16 protein-coding genes, 7 tRNA genes and 1 rRNA gene are annotated in these 19,751 nt (G+C 38.8%); 3 read left to right on the top strand and 21 right to left on the bottom strand.

The genetic code is table 11. From position 1 onward, the window contains the following. Positions 1 to 100: 100 nt before the first annotated feature. From D8Q48_RS10570 to D8Q48_RS10550, 5 genes are all read right to left on the bottom strand, one after another. Positions 101 to 2,545 (bottom strand): ABC transporter permease, encoded by a 2,445-nt coding sequence (locus tag D8Q48_RS10570; protein ID WP_121056435.1) that lies wholly within the window; start codon positions 2,543 to 2,545, stop codon positions 101 to 103. Next, entirely contained in the window at positions 2,542 to 3,216 is a 675-nt protein-coding gene (locus D8Q48_RS10565; protein ID WP_118544324.1) for an ABC transporter ATP-binding protein, read from the bottom strand. The genes D8Q48_RS10570 and D8Q48_RS10565 overlap by 4 nt, the downstream gene beginning before the upstream one ends. A gap of 137 nt (positions 3,217 to 3,353) precedes the next feature. Beyond that, entirely contained in the window at positions 3,354 to 4,619 is a 1,266-nt protein-coding gene (locus tag D8Q48_RS10560; RefSeq protein ID WP_121056434.1) for a HAMP domain-containing sensor histidine kinase, read from the bottom strand. Next, entirely contained in the window at positions 4,595 to 5,284 is a 690-nt protein-coding gene (locus tag D8Q48_RS10555) for a response regulator transcription factor (protein ID WP_121056433.1), read from the bottom strand. The genes D8Q48_RS10560 and D8Q48_RS10555 overlap by 25 nt, the downstream gene beginning before the upstream one ends. 157 nt (positions 5,285 to 5,441) lie before the next feature. After that, positions 5,442 to 6,233 (bottom strand): inositol monophosphatase family protein, encoded by a 792-nt coding sequence (locus tag D8Q48_RS10550; RefSeq protein WP_243116281.1) that lies wholly within the window; start codon positions 6,231 to 6,233, stop codon positions 5,442 to 5,444. A gap of 182 nt (positions 6,234 to 6,415) precedes the next feature. Between D8Q48_RS10550 and D8Q48_RS10545 the strand changes: the two genes are divergently transcribed. Then, entirely contained in the window at positions 6,416 to 7,066 is a 651-nt protein-coding gene (locus tag D8Q48_RS10545; RefSeq protein ID WP_118689161.1) for an ABC transporter ATP-binding protein, read from the top strand. Between the two features lie 87 nt (positions 7,067 to 7,153). Here D8Q48_RS10545 and D8Q48_RS10540 read toward each other — a convergent pair whose 3' ends face one another. Continuing rightward, the gene (locus tag D8Q48_RS10540) at positions 7,154 to 8,143 is read right to left on the bottom strand and encodes a LacI family DNA-binding transcriptional regulator (protein WP_347562301.1); all 990 of its coding nucleotides are present in this window, start codon (positions 8,141 to 8,143) and stop codon (positions 7,154 to 7,156) included. Positions 8,144 to 8,267: 124 nt separating this feature from the next. Next, positions 8,268 to 9,677, bottom strand: coding sequence for a glucuronate isomerase (gene uxaC / locus D8Q48_RS10535; RefSeq protein ID WP_121056431.1), 1,410 nt, complete (start codon positions 9,675 to 9,677; stop codon positions 8,268 to 8,270). 273 nt (positions 9,678 to 9,950) lie between these two features. Between uxaC and D8Q48_RS10530 the strand changes: the two genes are divergently transcribed. Both D8Q48_RS10530 and D8Q48_RS10525 read left to right on the top strand, forming a co-directional pair. After that, positions 9,951 to 11,432, top strand: a complete 1,482-nt coding sequence (locus D8Q48_RS10530; protein WP_121056430.1) for an altronate dehydratase family protein — start codon at positions 9,951 to 9,953, stop codon at positions 11,430 to 11,432. 62 nt (positions 11,433 to 11,494) lie between these two features. After that, positions 11,495 to 12,979 carry a tagaturonate reductase gene (locus D8Q48_RS10525; protein WP_121056429.1) on the top strand — a complete coding sequence of 495 codons (1,485 nt, stop codon included), beginning with the start codon at positions 11,495 to 11,497 and terminating at the stop codon, positions 12,977 to 12,979. Positions 12,980 to 13,108: 129 nt separating this feature from the next. On the opposite strand, the gene rsmI is transcribed toward D8Q48_RS10525, so the two are convergent. The 14 genes from rsmI to D8Q48_RS10455 form a co-directional block, all read right to left on the bottom strand. Continuing rightward, positions 13,109 to 13,948 (bottom strand): 16S rRNA (cytidine(1402)-2'-O)-methyltransferase, encoded by an 840-nt coding sequence (gene rsmI, locus D8Q48_RS10520; protein ID WP_117991708.1) that lies wholly within the window; start codon positions 13,946 to 13,948, stop codon positions 13,109 to 13,111. Positions 13,949 to 13,960: 12 nt separating this feature from the next. Next, a complete protein-coding gene (locus D8Q48_RS10515) occupies positions 13,961 to 14,674 on the bottom strand; it encodes a tRNA1(Val) (adenine(37)-N6)-methyltransferase (RefSeq protein WP_022075353.1) in 714 nt (237 codons plus the stop codon). After that, positions 14,664 to 15,569, bottom strand: coding sequence for a stage 0 sporulation family protein (locus D8Q48_RS10510; RefSeq protein WP_022075354.1), 906 nt, complete (start codon positions 15,567 to 15,569; stop codon positions 14,664 to 14,666). The genes D8Q48_RS10515 and D8Q48_RS10510 overlap by 11 nt, the downstream gene beginning before the upstream one ends. Before the next feature lie 4 nt (positions 15,570 to 15,573). After that, positions 15,574 to 16,569, bottom strand: a complete 996-nt coding sequence (holB, locus tag D8Q48_RS10505) for a DNA polymerase III subunit delta' (RefSeq protein WP_117991747.1) — start codon at positions 16,567 to 16,569, stop codon at positions 15,574 to 15,576. A gap of 139 nt (positions 16,570 to 16,708) precedes the next feature. Next, a complete protein-coding gene (locus tag D8Q48_RS10500; RefSeq protein ID WP_121056428.1) occupies positions 16,709 to 17,305 on the bottom strand; it encodes a guanylate kinase in 597 nt (198 codons plus the stop codon). 38 nt (positions 17,306 to 17,343) lie between these two features. Continuing rightward, positions 17,344 to 18,849, bottom strand: a complete 1,506-nt coding sequence (locus D8Q48_RS10495) for an aminotransferase class I/II-fold pyridoxal phosphate-dependent enzyme (protein ID WP_121056427.1) — start codon at positions 18,847 to 18,849, stop codon at positions 17,344 to 17,346. Between the two features lie 67 nt (positions 18,850 to 18,916). Beyond that, positions 18,917 to 18,989 (bottom strand) — tRNA-Lys (locus D8Q48_RS10490). Positions 18,990 to 19,017: 28 nt separating this feature from the next. Beyond that, positions 19,018 to 19,090 (bottom strand) — tRNA-Phe (locus D8Q48_RS10485). Between the two features lie 21 nt (positions 19,091 to 19,111). Beyond that, a tRNA-Met gene (locus tag D8Q48_RS10480) sits at positions 19,112 to 19,185 on the bottom strand. Positions 19,186 to 19,212: 27 nt separating this feature from the next. Continuing rightward, positions 19,213 to 19,285 (bottom strand) — tRNA-Thr (locus D8Q48_RS10475). A 31-nt stretch (positions 19,286 to 19,316) separates the two neighbouring features. Then, positions 19,317 to 19,398 (bottom strand) — tRNA-Tyr (locus D8Q48_RS10470). A 15-nt stretch (positions 19,399 to 19,413) separates the two neighbouring features. Continuing rightward, positions 19,414 to 19,486, bottom strand: a tRNA-Val gene (locus D8Q48_RS10465). A gap of 6 nt (positions 19,487 to 19,492) precedes the next feature. Beyond that, positions 19,493 to 19,566: transfer RNA gene (locus D8Q48_RS10460), tRNA-Asp, on the bottom strand. Between the two features lie 72 nt (positions 19,567 to 19,638). Continuing rightward, a 23S ribosomal RNA gene (locus D8Q48_RS10455) occupies positions 19,639 to 19,751 on the bottom strand; the annotation flags it as partial.

The following is a 19,751-nucleotide window of genomic DNA, read 5'->3' as shown; positions in this document are numbered from 1 at the left end:
CTATAGAGTTACTTCTATTCTATGAGTTGGATGAGCTCTATATTCTGCGGTATTTTATTCATTTATTCCACCTTGTAGATTCTACCTACTCTCATTACTGCTATCCCTGATACCTTATTCTTTCAACCAGCGTTTCCTTTTTCAGATTACTGCTTAAAACGAGGGAAAGCACAATCTGCAAAAGACCGACCAGAAAGATCATAGCAAGAATTGGTGTAATTGGAACATGATAGACATTCATTCCAAATATTCCATTATGTTTTGCATAGGAAAATAATGCATAGCCGAGTGGCAGACCAATGATCAAAGCTACACATATAGTGCCAACCGTAAAAATCAGTCCCTGTAACTGCAGACATAAATTTAATTGTTTATTTGTCATACCCACAGCCTGTAATACACCATATTCCTGCTTTTTTGTCGTAATATTCATGATCATGGTGTTTGCCATATTCATAAAACCGATGAATCCTACAACCGCCATAAACAGATAACAGCCAAGCTTCATCGTGCGAGCTGAGAATTCTGCAGATTGTAACTGCGCATGATAAGTATCCATTTTTATATGCAAAGTATTAGAAATCAATGTATTCAGATTTTGCTCCACAGATGCCACATCTTTTTTGTCACAGTCCACCCACAGATAGCCATAGGCTGTTCCTCTCGGATTCATGGAACGGTATACGCCTTCCGGAATGACAAGGTAAGTGTCCGCACTTACAAAGGATCCTGCAATCTTTCCCTGATAGGTATAGGTTCCACTTCCATTCTCAAAGTCAAATGCAATGGATTCACCCGGAGCATATCCATCTTGTTCCATCCACATCGACCAGCCAAAGAAAATTTCACCATTCTTTACCGCCTGATCATAGTCCATAGAGCCAATATCCCCGTCCTGGCGCATAAAATCAAAATCCTTTTTACTCACAACAGCAGCCGGAAATTTTGTTCCGTTCAGATTTACAGAGACAATCTCTCTCGTCATGACATCTGTCACTCCCGGAATGCTTTTGATTTCTTCAATCAGCGAATCATTCAATGGATCATCCGTCAGAATCGTATCCAGATTATTCTCCGGATATCTTTCATCATACTCAGCAGAATAGTCAAGCTGCAGTTCAAATTGTCCATGATTAACGGAAAGACGTGCTTCATGCTCCGTGTCAATATTTCCCACATAATTAGAAATAATCACAAACAATGCGCAGGAAAGCCCCAGTGTGAGGATGGTACCAATGGTTCTTTTTTGGTTACCCATTACATTTGCCATTGCCATAGAAAACACGGTGACATTTTTTCTGCCATTTCGTTTTCTTTTTTTGTGTGTTTCTGCATTTTCTAAATACCGTGTTGCTTCGATAGGTGAAATCCGTGAAACAATTTTCATTGGTTTGCGCAGTGCCAAAGCAACGGTAAGAAATGATACGAAAATACAGAGAAGCATAACAGGCAGGGAAAACAGAGGCACCTGCTGATTTTGAACTCCCATAGAGCCAGTTTGGGTTGATACAAGGTTTCCCTGTTCTACCAGCCAGTTAAAACCGCATTTTGCAATCAGAAAGCCAAAAAGCAATCCAACTGGTATTGAAAAAAATGTCAAAAAAATGCCCTCTCTGAAGATCAGTTGTTTCATCTGCTTTTTTGTCGCTCCCAGAGCCTTGATTTTTCCATACTCCTGTATCTTGTTGGCAATACCGACCTGAAAAATATTATAAATGACCACAACAGAGAAAAGTACAATTGCAAGAATCAAAACCCCGCATACCGCAATCGTTTCATAACTCGGCTGCAAGACCCATTGCAAATAGAGATCATTGACTATAACGTTTTTTTCTTCGATTCCACAAGATGCTGCAATCTGCTTTATAACCGGTTCAATATTATTCATAGATACATTTGCAGAATCATTTAAAGTAAAATAAATATTATACTGTCTGTCATTCTCTGCGACGTGCTCATCATAAAACTCCTGTGACCCGAAAGCAACATAAGATGCCTCGATGGTATACTCATCCCGGTCATATAGGATTCCGCTGACAACAAACTCTTCCGGCTTATATTCTGACCGCATCCCTGCACGGTAATCCAGTGTAACCGTATCTCCGACCTTTACATCATCATATCCCATTGCACGAAAAAAAGCTCTTCCGGCGGCAATTTCCTGCATTTTTTCCGGATACTTTCCTTCCTTTAACTCATATTCCTTATTATAGGGAAGCATTTTTCTTGCAGTCTCATCCATGCAGACAAACCCGCCGTTTTCATTGCCTTTTATGATGCCTTCTGTACACATAATTCCTATTGCATCTATTTCTGCACGGCGGCTTACTTCCTTTAACTGCGAGGCATCTGCTGCAACAAACAGACCATAATTGCTTCCATATGAGCCTGCCGCCTGACTTTTCTGCAAACGTATCATTCCATTTCCCACAGTACTGATAATCACAAGCAGCATCGTGGTCAGACATATGGACATCATAATCAGTATACTTCTTGTCTTGTTCTTTTTGTCATTGCTATATGCAATCCTGCTTATTGTCTTCATCTGAAATCCACCACCTGTCCGTCCTCAATCACCAGAATACGGTCAGCGACCTGTGCAATTTCGTCATCATGGGTAATCATTACAATTGTCTGTCCATATTTTTTTGCTGTCATCTTAAGCAGGGCGATTACCTCATCACTGGTCTTAGAATCAAGATTTCCTGTCGGCTCATCTGCAAATATAATTTCCGGACGATTCACCAGTGCTCTTGCAATTGCTACTCTCTGCTGCTGTCCTCCGGATAACTGATTTGGCAGATTATAAATCCGGTTTTCAATCCCCAGAGTTGCAATGATATCATTTACATACGCTTCATCCACTTTTCTTCCATCCAGCCCCAGTGGCAGTACAATATTTTCCCAGACATTAACAGATGAAACCAGATTAAATGCCTGAAAAACAAATCCGATTTTTCTTCTGCGGAAAACGGCAAGGGCATCTTCCTTCATCCTGTATAAATCTTTCCCGGCTAAAGTAACACTGCCTTTTGTAGGGGTGTCAAGCCCTCCAAGCATATGAAGTAATGTACTTTTACCGGAACCTGACTTTCCGACAATTGCGACAAATTCTCCCTGCTCAATCTGAATGTCCACCTGATTGACCGCTTTGACCTGATTCTCACCTGTGCCATAAAACTTACAAAGCTGCTTAGTTTCTAATATCACACTCAATGTGCTACCTCCTTTTCAATTCTGTAAAGTGTACCTTTTCAACCTACATCCAAATTGTATCAGGATAATCTTTCATTTCACTTTCAAAAAACGAGCAGAAGTCTTACAGAATTGTAAGATTTCTGCCCACTTAAAATTTAACCAACATATGGTAATTGAATCACAAACGTGCTTCCTTTTTTCTTTTTGCCGGAGGTTACCGTAATCGTACCTGCGTGTTTTTCGATAATTTCTCTCGATAGAAAAAGTCCGATTCCTGTACCACTCTTTTCCATGACCTCCCTGGAACTTCCTCTGTAAAATCGTTGAAAAATTTTGTGATACTCATTCTGCGGAATACCAATTCCCTGATCCTCAATTTCCATTCTTACAAAATCGTTTCTTTTTTGTAACCGGATAAATATTTTTGAACCACACGGACTGTACTTGATTGCATTATCCAGAACGTTGATCACAGCTTCACCAAGCCACCTTTTATCCTGCATAATCGTGCATGTTTCCAGCTCTTTTTCATAGTCAAAAACGAATTCAATTTCTTTCTCATCCGCTTTAGGATAAGTGCGGTTCACAGCAGATATGACAGTATCCATAAGCGGAAGTTTTTTCTTATTAATCTGAATCAGTCCAGTTTCCATCTTGGATATTTCAAGAAGCGACTGCAATAATGTCTCCAGTCCATCCAGAGCACTCCGACAACGAATACGAAACTCCTCCTGTTCTGTGGCACTTAAGTCATTCTGCATCAGCACACTAAAACATGTATCCAAAGCTGCAACCGGTGTCTTTAACTGGTGAGAGATATCAGAAACCATTTCTTTCGTGCTCTCTTTTTCTGCTCGTGCTTCTTCCTTTAGCAACTGAATATGATGTCCGATTGCTTCAAGCTGGTCATTCAATTTTTCCAGTTCTGCGGGATTTTCCGTCTTCAGTAAATCATCAAATTTATTTTCACGGAATCTGATCAGAATTTCTTCCAACTGGTCTAAAATTTTCTGATGACACGCATCTTCTTTTTTCTTCCAATAAAATAAAAAAGTCAAAAAAAGTACGCATATCATAGTGCTTACGGCACCGGTCACCATAACCTGATGCCGGAATTGCGAATAAAACACATTCCCTTTATTTCCCCAGTATCCATATTGCTCCAATAATCGCCTTCCCTGTTCGTTGGTTTCAATATCCTTATCCTTAAGCAATTCCGAAACAGCATCCAGCCCGGAAAATTTTTCCTTTGCTGCAATTTCTGTCATAAGATTCATTTTATATTTATAATCTTCATAAAACACATACGTGGTAAAGCAATTTAATATTGCAAACAATACTATGACAGGTAATACCAAGGAGAGCACTACTGTAATCTTCTTGCGATATCTCTTTGTCACTGCCTTACCTCCTGATTCCATATATACCCAAGACCTCTGATATTCTTTATATAGACCGGTGCAGCCGGATTGTCTTCGATTTTCTCACGGAGTCTTCTGATATTGACAGCGATTGTATTTTCATCCACAAAATCCCCTTCCAGATCAAACATATTTTCCAATATTTGTGTTTTTGAAAGAATCTGTTTCGGATTCTGAAGAAAAAAAGTCAGCATTTTCAACTCCGTTTTTGTCAGACTGATTTCACGACTCTTTATCAGGACTTTCATTTCTCCTGCGATAAATACGATATCTCCCGAAATCATCTTTCCGGTTTCCGTTTTCTCCTGTCTGCGGCGGAAATGTGCTTCTATTTTCAAAAGAAGTACCGAAAGACTAAACGGCTTTGTAATATAATCATCTGCCCCTGCTTCATATCCCATAACCTGATCCATCTCCTGATCTAGTGCCGTAAGGCAGATAATGTATGTATTTTGACTGCATCTCATCCACCTTACAAATTCCAGTCCATTTCCATCCGGAAGATTCACATCACAAATGGTAATATCCACATTATTATCACTTGCAATTCTTTTCGCTTTTTTCACTGATTCTGCTGAAAAAACCTCATATCCGGATTTTTTCAGTGAGAATGTAATTCCACGATTTAAATTTTCATCATCTTCAACCACGAGTATACCTGGCATAGCATATGCACCTCTCTTTATTAACTATATATATTTAATATCAGAATAGATATTGTTTTTATAACATCACAGTATTGGATATTTTCCACGAAACAATTTTTGCTCTTAAATTGATTCCACCTTTTCTAAATGATTCTCTTAAACAAAAGTTCCTTAATCAGCTCAGTAACTTCATCGCTTCTTTCCAGCATGTGCGTCCTGCTGCCAGAATCGAACTTGGCTGTTCCAAAGAAATCAAACCACCTTCTGCCGTAGATATAAATCCTCCTGCTTCCATTACGATCAACGATGCCGCCGCATAATCCCACGGCTGCAACATTAATTCTACATATACCCCGTTTGCTCCTGAAGCAACCCTGCAAATATCAAGTGCAGCTGAACCCCCTTCTCGGATTCCAAGACTGTTTAAATACAATTTCTTTGCATAATCAAATATTCTGTCTGTGTCCTCTGTCTGATAACGAGCACAGCCGAAGGCTGCAATATTCTCTGAAAGTCCTTTATCTGAACTATGGATTTCCTTACCGTTGAGTTTTGCTCCCTCTCCTTTTACCGCAGTATACATTTCTCTTGTATATGGGTTGTATACACAACCAAACTGCATCTTCCCACGATATGCCAGTCCTACCGAAATACAGCTATGCTTGTAGTCAAAAATAAAATTAGTCGTACCATCTATCGGATCAATAATAAAACAATATCCTTCACCCAATTCTTGTTGAATTCCATCTTCTTCCGCCAGAAAATTAGCTTCTGGAAGAATAATTCTTAAATTGTGGATTAAATAAGACTGTACATCTTTATCATGCTTTGTCACAAAATTAGATATTCCTGCTTTATCATATATCGTTAATTCTTCTTCATGCGCCTGTAAAATCATCTCCCCTGCAAGTGTCACTATATTTATAATCTCATCGTATAACATCGTTATCTCTTTCCCTTCATTCATTCCTTTGTATCTCTTGGTTAATCAAATTTTCATTTTTTATATAGACTCCATAATTGTCTTCCTTACATGATTGTAGTAGAATAAAGCTATCAAATGCAAGTGTTTTTACTCATTTTCTATATTACTGCAGATTGAAATTTATATGTAGTAATAAATTTATTTTAACTGGGGAGGTAATCCTTATGGCAAGTATTACTCTAAAAAATTTAAATAAAATATATCCGAATGGTTTTGTGTCCGTCAAGGATGTTTCTCTTACAATTGATGACGGCGAATTTGTAACATTTCATGGTCCAAGCGGATGCGGAAAATCTACCATCTTACGAATGATCGGAGGTCTGGAAGATACATCTTCCGGTCAAATCTATCTCGGTGATGAATTATTAAATGACATTTTACCTAGAGATCGTAAACTTGCAATGGCATTCCAAAATTATCGTCTTTATGGATACTTAAGTGCTTATGAAAATATTGCACTTGGCTTAAAACTTCGTAACATGCCTCGCAATGTCATTGACACACGCGTAAAAACCGCTGTGAAATTTTTTGGTATTGAGGATGTTTTAAATAAAAAAGTAACAGAATTAACAGATGCTCAAAAGCAGAAGATCGCACTTTGCCGTGCCACTGTCTGCCATCCAAAAGTTTTACTTGTAGATGAAGATTTCGCTCACGGCAGCGACGAACTTCGTGCTGATATGCTACAGGATATTCAAAGAATCAATAAAGAACTAAATCTGACCGTACTTTACGTCACCAACAACTATGAAGAGGCAACAAGCCTCGATGGAAAACTTATATTGATGAAGGATGGACAGATTACCAATCAGTAGACCAAAAAGGGACGGAGTTTTCCGGCTTTTTTGTAGAAAAAAGCCGGAAAACTCCGTCCCCAATGGTCTATTTGGTCCTCTTTTTGTTTAAAAATCCGATGTGCACCGCTTCACGATCTCGCAAGGTACAACCACATTCTTCTCAATCTCTTCCTGCTTCTCCAGAAGGCTGATCATATGATCTACCGTTGTCTTACACAGTACATTCAGTTTACTATCTACCGATGTCAATTCCGGCTCACAACTAACAGCCATGATTGAATTATTATAACCTGTGATTGTGAGTTCTTCCGGCACTGATAATCCTTTTACTTTCGCATATTTCACTGCTCCGATTGCCATTGCATCATCTGTTGCAACAACACTGTCAAACTCAAGATTACTATATTCCAATAATAAATTTTTCGTATATTCAATATCATTCTTTGTACGGAACTTAAGTTCACCTCTTACCGGATAATTTGCTTCCGCCAATGCTGCTTCGTACCCTTCTCTTTTCTTTCTTCCACTGAAAGAATCCGAATCATACATAAACAGAATTCTCTTACGCCCACGTCTGATCAAAGCCTTTGTCACCTCATAAGTTGCCTGATAATCATCTGCACACGCACAATATATATTGTCTCCTCTGACACGCCCATTAATCATAAAAACAGGAGTTTTTTCTGCTGCTTCCCGGATATAATCCGTATCATACTCATCTTTTCCATTTCCTGCATAAGTAGAACCGACAAGTACCAGAGTATCAATTCTCTTTGACAAAAGCATATTCACATAATTTTGTTTTTCTTCCTGACCAAAACCGCTGCATCCTAAAATACAGTCATATCCATAACTATGTAAACTACTCTCAAGATACGCAACCGCTTTCGCCATATAACTATCTGCAATATTCGGACAAATAATTCCTATTGTTTTCATTGAATCAAGTCCAAGTCCTCTCGCAAAGACATTCGGCGTGTAATCATTTTCCTTCATTACAGCCAATACTTTTTGTTTTGTTTTTTCGCTGACTCTCGGACTTCCATTTACCACTCTGGATACGGTCGCAATGGACACACCTGAAAGCTTTGCTATATCATATATATTAATCGTCGTGTCCTCTCTTTCTAATTTCTGTCATCCATGAATGGCTTTATCTTTCATAAACGACCCTACAGATAAATTTTAACGTAAATTTCTCGTTATTTCAACCTTGAAACTATTTCACATCAAATCCAAAATACTTCACCGCATTGTTATAAGAAATACCTTTTACAATCTGCTCAAGCACTTTATAATCTGCAGGATATTCTCCGTTCTCAACCCATCCTCCAATCAGTTCGCAGAGAATTCTTCTGAAATACTCGTGTCTTGTGTAAGACAAGAAACTTCTGGAGTCTGTCAACATCCCAACAAAGTTTGATAACAGCCCTAAGTTTGCAAGAGATGTCATCTGAGCGATCATACCTGTCTTGTGATCGTTGAACCACCATGCACCTCCCTGCTGGATTTTACCTGCTGTCTCTGTTCCCTGGAAGCATCCGAGAATTGTTCCGATAGCTTCGTTATCACATGGATTCAGAGAATACAAAATTGTCTTTGGAAGCTCGTCTGTTGCAATCAGAGAATTCAGGAAGTCTGCTGTCTGTGCACTTGGTGCATAGTTATTAATGCAGTCGAATCCTGTATCCGGACCGAGTTTTGCATACATCAACGCATTATTATCACGTTTACATCCATAATGAATCTGCATTACCCAGTTTCTCTTATGATAAGCTCTTGCAACAAACTGCATAAATGCCATCTTAAATTTCATTTCTTCTTCTCGCGTGATGCTTTCACCTGCCAATGCTTTTTTGAAAATTGCATCAACTTCCTCTTCTGTAGCAGGTGCGTACATTACATACTCCAATGCATGGTCTGATACAGAGCAGCCCATAGAAGCAAAGAAATCTATTCTGTTCAAAATAGCTTTTTTCATAGTAGCAAAATCTTTTACTTCGATTCCGCTTACTTCCGAAAGAGTTTTCATATAATCTGCATATTCTGGTTTTTCCAGATTCATAGCTTTATCCGGACGCCATGCTGGAAGTACCTGAACTTCAAAAGTATCATCCTCTGCCAGTTTTTTATGCCATTCCAGAGAATCTACCGGATCATCTGTAGTACAAATTAATTTCACATTTGACTGACGGATCAGATTTCTTACAGACATTCCATCTTCCTGTAATTTTGCATTACACAGATTCCATACTTCTTCTGCTGTCTCTCCGCACAAATGTCCTGTATATCCGAAATATCTCTGCAACTCTAAATGACTCCAATGATACAGAGGATTTCCGATTGCTTTTTCAAGAGTCTCTGCCCATTTCTGAAATTTTTCGCGGTCACTTGCACCACCTGTAATATAATATTCATCCACTCCATTTGAGCGCATCTGACGCCATTTGTAATGATCTCCGCCAAGCCATACCTGTGTAATATTTTCAAACTTTCTATCTTCTGCTATTTCCTGTGGGTTAATATGGCAGTGATAGTCTACGATTGGCATATTCTCTGCATACTCGTGAAAAAGTTTCTGTGATGTTTCTGAAGATAATAAAAAGTCTTTATCCATAAATGCTTTCATGTTTGTTTTCTCCTATTTCGTCTCTGTTTTTGTAAGCTCTTACACAGACAGCTATAGTATACTCTTTCCAATTGCATAATGCAAACATTTTCCCTTTATTTTTCCACAATATTTTCCTTCTATTTTTGTCTCTTTTTCACAAATCCACTTGTTTTTTCCATTTTGATATTGACCTTTTTCCTATTTCGTTATACTTTATATGTAAGCTCTTACATATTTGTGAGTAATTGCATTTAACAGTTCTAAAATATTGGAAGGAGGATTAATTAACCTTTGAAACCATTTATTAAAATCCATCCTGCTGATACAGTCGCAGTTGCACTGTCTCCTTTAAAGAAAGGAACAGAAATTCAAATCGACGATCAGATAGTAGTATTAACAGAAGACATCCCTCAGGGACACAAATTTGCTTTAACAAACATCACCGAAGGGGACTCAATCATTAAATATGGAAATTCCATCGGAGTTGCTAAAACTGACATCACGAAAGGTTCCTGGATCCATACTCATAACATGAAAACAGGACTCGGAGATCTTCTTACTTATACATATAACAAAGAAACAGCTCCACTTGCTGAAAAAGAATCCCGTTTCTTCAATGGATACAGAAGAAATGACGGACGTGCCGGAGTCCGCAACGAGGTCTGGATCATTCCGACTGTCGGATGCGTAAACAACGTAGCTCAGGCAATTGAAAAAGGCTCGCAGGCATTTGTAACTGAGAATGTAGAAGGAGTCATTGCCTTTACTCATCCTTATGGATGTTCCCAGATGGGCGATGATCAGGATCACACTCGCCAGATTCTGGCTGATCTTGTTAACCATCCAAACGCAGGCGGCGTTCTTGTTCTCGGACTTGGATGTGAAAACAGCAACATTGATGAATTAAAGAAACATATCGGAGAATACGATCCAAAACGTGTCCGTTTCCTTGTTGCTCAGGAATGTGAAGGTGAAATTGCAGACGGAATCGAAGTTGTACGTGAACTTGCCGCTTATGCAAATCAGTTTAAAAGAGAACCTATCAGCTGCAGTGAGCTTGTGATTGGTATGAAATGTGGAGGTTCCGATGGACTTTCCGGCATCACAGCCAACCCAACTGTCGGTGGATTCTCTGACAGACTGATTGCAATGGGAGGCTCTACAATCCTCACTGAAGTTCCAGAGATGTTTGGTGCTGAGACATTGCTTATGAATCGTTGTGAAGACGAAGCACTCTTCGATAAGACAGTAACTCTCATCAATGATTTTAAAGAATATTTCAAACGTCACGGACAAACCATTTATGAAAATCCATCCCCAGGAAATAAAAAAGGCGGAATTTCTACGCTGGAAGATAAATCTCTCGGATGCACACAGAAATCCGGTACTGCTGCCGTTAAAGGTGTGCTTGCTTATGGAGAACCTGTATGTACAAAAGGATTAAACCTTTTAAGTGCCCCTGGAAATGATCTTGTTGCCGCGACTGCCCTGGCTGCCTCCGGAGCACACATCGTCCTTTTCACAACAGGACGCGGAACACCCTTTGCTTGTCCGGTACCAACCGTAAAGATTTCTTCTAATAATCTTCTTGCTCAGAAAAAGAAGAACTGGATTGATTTTAACTGTGGTGTCCTCGTTGATGATACACCGGCTGATGAACTTGCAGACCAGTTACTTGATTTTGTCATTGATATTGCATCCGGTAAGAAGTCAAAATCTGAAGAAGCGGGATTCCACGACATGGCAATCTTTAAACAAGGGGTAACACTCTAAAAACACAAATAACAAATAATACTATCATTTTTAACACTCTTTATTGAAAGGATATAATAATCATGAAAAAACTTTCTTATGAAACATTAAAAGAACAAAATTATTCAGGCTATCTTCTCGAAGATGCTCCTGAACGTGTACTCCAGTTTGGTGAAGGAAATTTCCTTCGTGCATTTGTTAACTATTTCATCGACGTTATGAATGAAAAAGCTGGATTTAACTCTAAGGTTGTCCTCTGCCAGCCAATCGCACCTGGTCTTACTGATATGATCAACGAGCAGGAAGGTCTTTATACACTGTTCCTCAGAGGATTTCAGGACGGACAGAAAGTAAATAAAAAACGTGTCATTTCTTGTGTAAGCCGATGCCTGAACCCATACAAAGACTATGAATCTGTACTGGAATGTGCATCAAATCCGGATTTAAGATTTATCGCCTGCAACACAACAGAAGCAGGAATTGCATATGATCCTTCCTGCCAGTTTGCAGATACTCCTGCCAATTCTTATCCAGGAAAGCTGACTCAGTTCTTATATCGCCGTTTCCAGAAATTCGGTTCAGAGCCTGGAAAAGGATTCATCATTCTTTCTTGTGAGCTGATCGATGACAACGGAAAAGAACTTGAAAAATGTGTTCTCAAATATGCAAAGCAGTGGAATCTTGGCGAAGACTTCATCAACTGGGTAAAAACAGAAAATACTTTCTGTTCTACATTAGTTGACCGTATCGTTACAGGATACCCAAGAAACGAAGCAGATGCAATCTGTGAAGAACTTGGTTACAAAGATAACCTGATTGATACAGGAGAAATCTTTGGTTTCTGGGTAATCGAAGGACCACAGTCTATCAAAGATGAATTCCCGGTAGACAAAGCTGAACTTCCAATCCTGATCACAGATAATCATAAACCTTACAAACAGCGTAAAGTCCGTATTCTGAACGGAGCTCATACTTCCTTTGTTCTCGGTGCTTACCTTGCAGGACAGGATATTGTAAGAGACTGCATGAATGACGAAGTAATCTGCGGATTTATGAATAAAACAATCTATGACGAGATTATTCCTACTCTTGATCTTCCAAAAGAGGAACTGCTTGATTTCGCATCAGCTGTAACAGAACGTTTCAAAAATCCATTTATTGACCATGCATTACTTGCAATTTCTTTGAACTCTACTTCAAAATGGAAAGCTCGTGTAATGCCTTCACTGAAAGAATACATCAAACGCCAGGGTTCTCTTCCTGCTTGCATTACTGCTTCCTTTGCATTTTACATTGCCTTCTTCAATGGTCATACGTTGACAGAAGATGGTCTTGTAGCAAGCAGAAAAGGAAATGATTACACAGTAAAAGATGACAAAAATGTACTGGAATTCTATCTTGCACACAAAGATGATTCCGTAGAAGATCTCGTTCACGCAGTTTGCACAAATACAAATTTCTGGGGCGAAGATCTTACAGCACTGGAAGGATTTGAAACTGCAGTTTGCAATTATCTGACACAGATTCGTGAAAAAGGTACTTACGAGGTTATGAAATCGCTTCTGTAAGGGGAACGAAACGGGTAAACCAGCAGGGACGGAGTTAGAAACCAGTGGGGACGGAGTTAATGGCTCTTTTTTTAATAAAAAGAGCCATTAACTCCGTCCCCACTGGTTTCTAACTCCGTCCCTGCTGGTTTATATCAACGCATTATAGATATCTCTCTTCGACACCCCTCTGTCCTTAGCCACCTTCTTCATAGCTTCTTTCTTATCAATCCCCTGTGACAGATAATGCTCCATATGTTCTTCAATACTCATTTCTTCCCACTGAGCTTTTTCTTCCTGAGCAATCTGCTCACGGCTTCTTCCTTCGATCACAAGTACGCACTCACCTTTTGGCGGCTGCTCATTATAATATGCACACGCCTCTTCTAATGTCGTCGCAAATGCTGTCTCGTGACGCTTTGTAAGCTCCCTACAGACCGTTATCCGTCGTTTCTTGCCCAATCGTTCACTTAACATCTTTAACGTCTTTAAAAGGCGATGTGGAGCCTCATACATAATAATTGTCCTTGTTTCCCGCTCTATTTCCTGAAGCACCAGCTCTTTTTCTTTCTTATCCGTTGGAAGAAACGCTTCAAAAGCAAATCTTCTTGTCGATAATCCAGATAATGTAAGTGCTGTAATACAGGCTGCTGCCCCCGGAAGCGACGTAACCGAAATTCCAGCCTCATAACACATCTTTACAAGTTCTTCCCCTGGATCTGAAATTCCTGGCGTACCCGCATCTGTAATCAATGCAATGTTCATACCATCCTGCAATTTTTCAACCAGTTTACGACCTTTTTCATATTTGTTATATTCATGGTAGCTCGTCATTGGCGTCTGTATCTCAAAATGATTCAGCAATTTAATACTGTTTCTTGTATCTTCCGCTGCAATCAGATCTACTTCTTTCAACGTCCGTATCACACGAAATGTCATATCTTCCAGATTACCGATCGGTGTTGCACACAGATATAATGTTCCTGACATAATAATTCCTCTCTAATGCTCATACATGATTATCGGCGGCTCAACTGTCACACGCGATTTTCCGCCTCGCAGTCCCTCTATCAAAACCATTGTCGGTTCCTTGTCTATATAAGGATGTACAAACTGAATACGTTTCGGCTCAATTCGATACTGGCACATCTTCGCCATAATCTCAGCAAGCCTGAATGGTTTATGAATCATATAAAAACGTCCCTTGCTATCCGCAAGAATCTTTTCACTCTCTCTTAAAATATCATCTAAAGTACAAAGTATCTCATGTCTTGCTATTGTCTTTGCATCGCCCTCATTTTTCAGGCCATGCTGATTTAACATGTAAGGCGGATTCGTAGTGATAACATCAAAAGAGGCAGGCGGAAAAATCGTTGCTGCCTCTTTAATATCTCCTGTTACAATATCAATCTTATCTTCCAACCGATTATATGCCACACTTCTTCGTGCCATATCTGCACTCTCTTCCTGAATCTCAAGACCGGTAAAATGACTTCCCTTTGTCTTGCCTTCTAATAGAATTGGCAATATTCCTGTTCCTGTTCCAAGATCCAGCACCCGTTCTCCCGGTTTTACTTTTGCAAAATTAGAAAGAAGTACTGCATCGATTCCAAAACAAAAACGCTTCGGATCTTGTATGATCTCGTAACCTTTTAACTGCAAATCATCCAATCGCTCTCCCGGATACAAATGTACATCCTGATTCTTAATTGTCATCTAACTTGGATGCTCCTTCATTTTTCTCCAATTTGGCAAATTGTTTCATCTCTTCCTTTGAAACCTTTGTTTTTCTTCGTCTCGGTTTAAATTTCAACTCATCAGCAGAATACTCTCGAATCTCTTTCTCATCATTTTCAAGATTTACAATCACCTTAACCTGCTTACGTAAAACACTTAACGAATGCACTACTCCACTTAACTGATCCGGTGTTGTCACCATATCTCCGACTGATGGAAGCTGACTGTTCAACTCTTCATACGTTTCTTCTTCATTTGTCAAACAACACATCAAACGTCCGCAAACACCAGAAATCTTTGTTGGATTAAGTGAAAGATTCTGTTCCTTTGCCATCTTAATTGAAACTGCTGCAAACTCAGATAAATATGTGCTACAGCACAATGGTCTGCCACAGATTCCAATCCCTCCACGGATCTTTGTCTCATCTCTCACACCAATCTGACGCAATTCAATTCTTGTACGGAAAACTGCCGCCAAATCCTTGACAAGCTCTCTAAAATCAATTCTTCCATCTGCTGTAAAATAAAATAATACTTTATTATTATCAAATGTATATTCTACATCAATCAGTTTCATCTGCAAATTGTGCTTGCGAATCTTTTCCAGACAAATTTTAAACGCTTCTTTTTCTTTTTCTTTATTCTTCTCAACCGTTTTTTTATCCTGTTCATTTGCAATACGAATAACAGATTTTAACGGCTGTACGACTTCATCATCGCTCACTTCCTTCGGACCGCTTACAACACGCCCGTATTCTATGCCTCTCGCAGTCTCAACAATGACATATTCTCCCTGCTTTATTTCCAGTTCTCCCGGCGAAAAAAAATATATCTTTCCTGCAGTTCGAAAACGCACACCTATTACTTTTATCATTCTTCTAGTTCTCCTTTATTGTCAGCAGAAGCAATTCCATTGTCAGCTCAAAGTTTACATTTGCATTTAGTCTTGCCTTTGCTTTCTCGATACCCTCCAGTATTACTTCAATACCTTCATAGGAACTTTTACTGGCACGCTGCTTGATATACTTCAGCTGATCTGAAAATACAACCCTGTCCGGATCTTTTGTTGCTTTAAATAATAAAACATCACGATACCAGATTGCAATAATATCCAGATAATCCTGAATCTCCAGCTTATATGACATACAGTTTTTCACCGCAGCCATCAACTCTTCTACCTGCATCTCATCAATATTTCTAAGCAGTCTGATTGCCTCTTCTTTAATCTCATTAAAATATTCAGAAGTTGCAAGTGAAATTGCTTTTCCCATATTCCCCTGTGCAAATGCTACGCAGATATCTGCTTTATAATCTGGAATCTCCAACTGCTCCATAAGATATTTTTTCACCAATTGATCTCTAATATTACGCAATTTCAACATAACACATCGAGAACGTATTGTTGGCAATAATACTTCTGCATTCTGTGTTAAAAGCATGATCACTGCATACTCCGGCGGCTCTTCAATCGTCTTTAATAACGCATTCTGAGCCTGTACACTCATCATATCTGCATCATCAATAATATAAATCTTATATTTACTACTATAAGGTTTTATCACAATATCATTATTTACCTGTTCACGAATATCATCTACACTAATCGTCGTCGGTTTTTCATGAACAACACGGATAATATCCGGCTGGTTACCATTCATTGCCTGTTTACAAGACTGGCATTTTCCACATGCATCTCCGTCTGCCTCTCGGTTCTGGCACTGAAGACTCATTGCAAATAGATTTGCCAGTAGTTTCTTTCCAGACCCTCTTTCTCCGTTGAGTATATAAGCATGGGAGACAGTATCCGATGTCACAGCATTCCCAATGTACTGTATTATATTTTTGTGTCCTACAACGTCTTTAAATCCGCTCATTCTATCACCCACATTCTTTAAATTTATTCCCACAGCCATTCAGCCACTTCGACATTCGTATTATAACATAGTTTTTAAGGGAGTCATACCCGCAAATACGAAAAAGCATTCTTTTATATTCACTATATACTATCTAATTTTACGTAAATCCGTTTTCCTGTATACCAATATAATTACAAATCTCACTTACACATTTTTGAAAATCAAAATTTTGAAAACGCTTTGTAATTCCCGCATCCTGTAAATTTTTCTCCGAAAAGTCCTCTGAATCTGCTAAAAATCTTCTGCACATTTCTGCATATTTAGGTGCTACCTGCTGTCGCTCTCTTTCCAGAGCCCTGCTTAATCGCAATCCATCCTCTACCTCTACATATAACGGAATCATATTTTCTTTTCCGAAATATTTACACATTTCCTTATAAGACACCAACGTGCCAATCACCAGATAACTATATTGCGACAAATCAACTTGTCCATCGTCTGCCGTAAAATATTTCCAAATTCCATGTTTTGTCTGATAAGCACGCTGCTCAATAACACAACCTCTTTTTTCCAATTCCTGAAGTTTATTTTCATCTACAAAATGATATTCCACCCCATTTTGTTCTCCTTCGCGGATTGGTCTTGTTGTATATAAAATTATATTTTTCAATTCCGGTATTCTTTCTTTTATTTTCTTAAAAAGAGAATCTTTCCCAGATGAGCTTTTTCCCATTAAATAAAAAATCTTTCCCATGCTTTTTCCTCTCTCACTGTTACATACATTTTTGGTACTTACTTTAACACTTCTAATTTACCTTCTTCTTTTGCACCCTCAATATCAAAACCTGCACATTCATACTGTATGAGAATTTTAATTGCTTTGTTTGAAATTTGCTCTCCCGGAACTATAATCGGAATCCCCGGCGGATATAGATAAGCATACTCTGTTGAAATATATCCCACACAATTTTTATATTCTAACGATACCACATTTTCCTTATTCTTTGCTTTTTTTATTGCTTCATCACTCGGATAAACCTGCTCTAATTCTGGTAATTGATAACTATGGAGTTTAATGTTTTTTTCACAACTGTCTGTTCTTTTTGAAATGTTATCCACATTATTCGGTTCTTTTTCACCTTTTTTATTGAATAACTCTTTTTTATCTAACTCTTCATCTATTTCATATAAGGCTTTCACCAATCTATCCATTCCATCCTTCTTATCCCCTATAGAAGTCATAGCCAGTACATAACTTCCTGCTGACAGTTCCATTTCCAAATGATAATCCTTTAATAATATCCGATGCAATTCTTTTCCTGTCATTTTGGTATCTTTCACAGAAATAACTAATTTGGATTTATCATATTCTACCTTGCCGGTCTCTACCAATTTCAAATGTTTCAAATGTCGTAAATTTTTTCTCACATTATTTAAATTTTCTACATAGCTTTGGAAATAAGCATCTCTATAATTTTCCAGCATATCTATACATTCATCTATAGAAGCCATTAATATATAGGATGGACTGCTCGACTGAAGCATATGTAAATACATTCTCACCGATTCTCTATCTACGATTTGTCCATTCATATGTATCAATGCTGTCTGTGTCAAAGAAGGGAGTGTTTTATGTATACTCTGAATTACAATATCGGCACCTTTTTCATTCGCATTTCTTGGAAAATATGGATGAAATCCAAAATGTGCTCCATGAGCTTCATCTACGATCAATGGGATTCCATATTCATGAACAATCTTCGCTATTGTTTCTATATCTGACAAAACACCATCATATGTAGGCGAAACTATCATAACTGCTTTTATTTTATTTTCACAATCAGATTTGTAATTTTCCTCTAACTTCTTCCGAATCTTTTCCGGATCTATTTCTCCATTCAATTCTACTTCCGGATCATAGTTAGGATAAATATAATCAACATGCAATTCATTCATGTAAATAGCATGATATACTGATTTATGACAATTTCTTGCAACAAGAATCCGATCTCCTTTTTCTGTCGATCCTAAAATAGCACTTAAAATACCAACTGTACTTCCATTTACTAAAAAAGCTGTCTCTTCCGCATGAAAAATCTTTGCCGCTCGTTCCTGTTCTTCTTTTAAAATTTCTTTTGAATGATGAAGGTCATCAAATCCTGTAATTTCTGTAATATCATATGCATATGGAATATCTGCTTTTATAATCTCTTTATTTCTTTTATGTCCCGGCATATGAAATCCATAATAATCAGAGTCACTGTATTTTTTTAATCTTTTATATAAGGTTTCTGACATTGTTTCTAGCGCTCCTTAAACTTAAATAAAAAAAAATCAACGTCTATTCAACGTTGATCATTTACAATGAGCGTGCGGGGATTCGAACCCCGGACAACTTGATTAAAAGTCAAGTGCTCTACCACCTGAGCTACACGCCCATATTCACAGCTATTATTGCAGTGAAAATGCCCAGAGCCGGAATCGAACCAGCGACACGAGGATTTTCAGTCCTCTGCTCTACCGACTGAGCTATCTGGGCATAAGACTTAAAAGTCTTGAATTGCGGGGGCAGGATTTGAACCTACGACCTTCGGGTTATGAGCCCGACGAGCTTCCAGACTGCTCCACCCCGCGATATGAAGTTAACTCTCAAAAAGAGAAAGCCGATGATCGGACTCGAACCGATAACCTGCTGATTACAAATCAGCTGCTCTGCCAATTGAGCCACATCGGCTTGCATTTGCAAGTCCGATTAAAAATCGGAATGGATGGAGGTGGATTCGAACCACCGAAGCAATTTGCAGCAGATTTACAGTCTGTCCCCTTTGGCCACTCGGGAATCCATCCATATTATTTTTTAAGTGGGACCTACAGGGCTCGAACCTGTGACCCTCTGCTTGTAAGGCAGATGCTCTCCCAGCTGAGCTAAGATCCCACATAACGACCCAGAAGAGACTCGAACTCTCGACCTCCGCCGTGACAGGGCGGCGCTCTAACCAACTGAGCCACTGGGCCGTATTAAATTGAAGATTGTACCTTCAAAACTGCATACAAAGTTTTTCATCCATCTTGTTCCTATCACCTGTTCTGGTTATGCCCTCGACCTATTAGTAACAGTCAGCTCCATGTGTTACCACACTTCCACCTCTGCCCTATCTACCTCGTCGTCTTCAAGGGGTCTTACTAACTTGACGTTATGG

It is taken from the genome of Ruminococcus sp. B05, assembly GCF_003628495.1.
Lineage (GTDB): Bacteria > Bacillota > Clostridia > Lachnospirales > Lachnospiraceae > Schaedlerella > Schaedlerella hominis.
The sequence above is the reverse complement of the archived record's forward strand: the minus strand, read 5'-3'. Positions and strand labels throughout refer to the sequence as shown.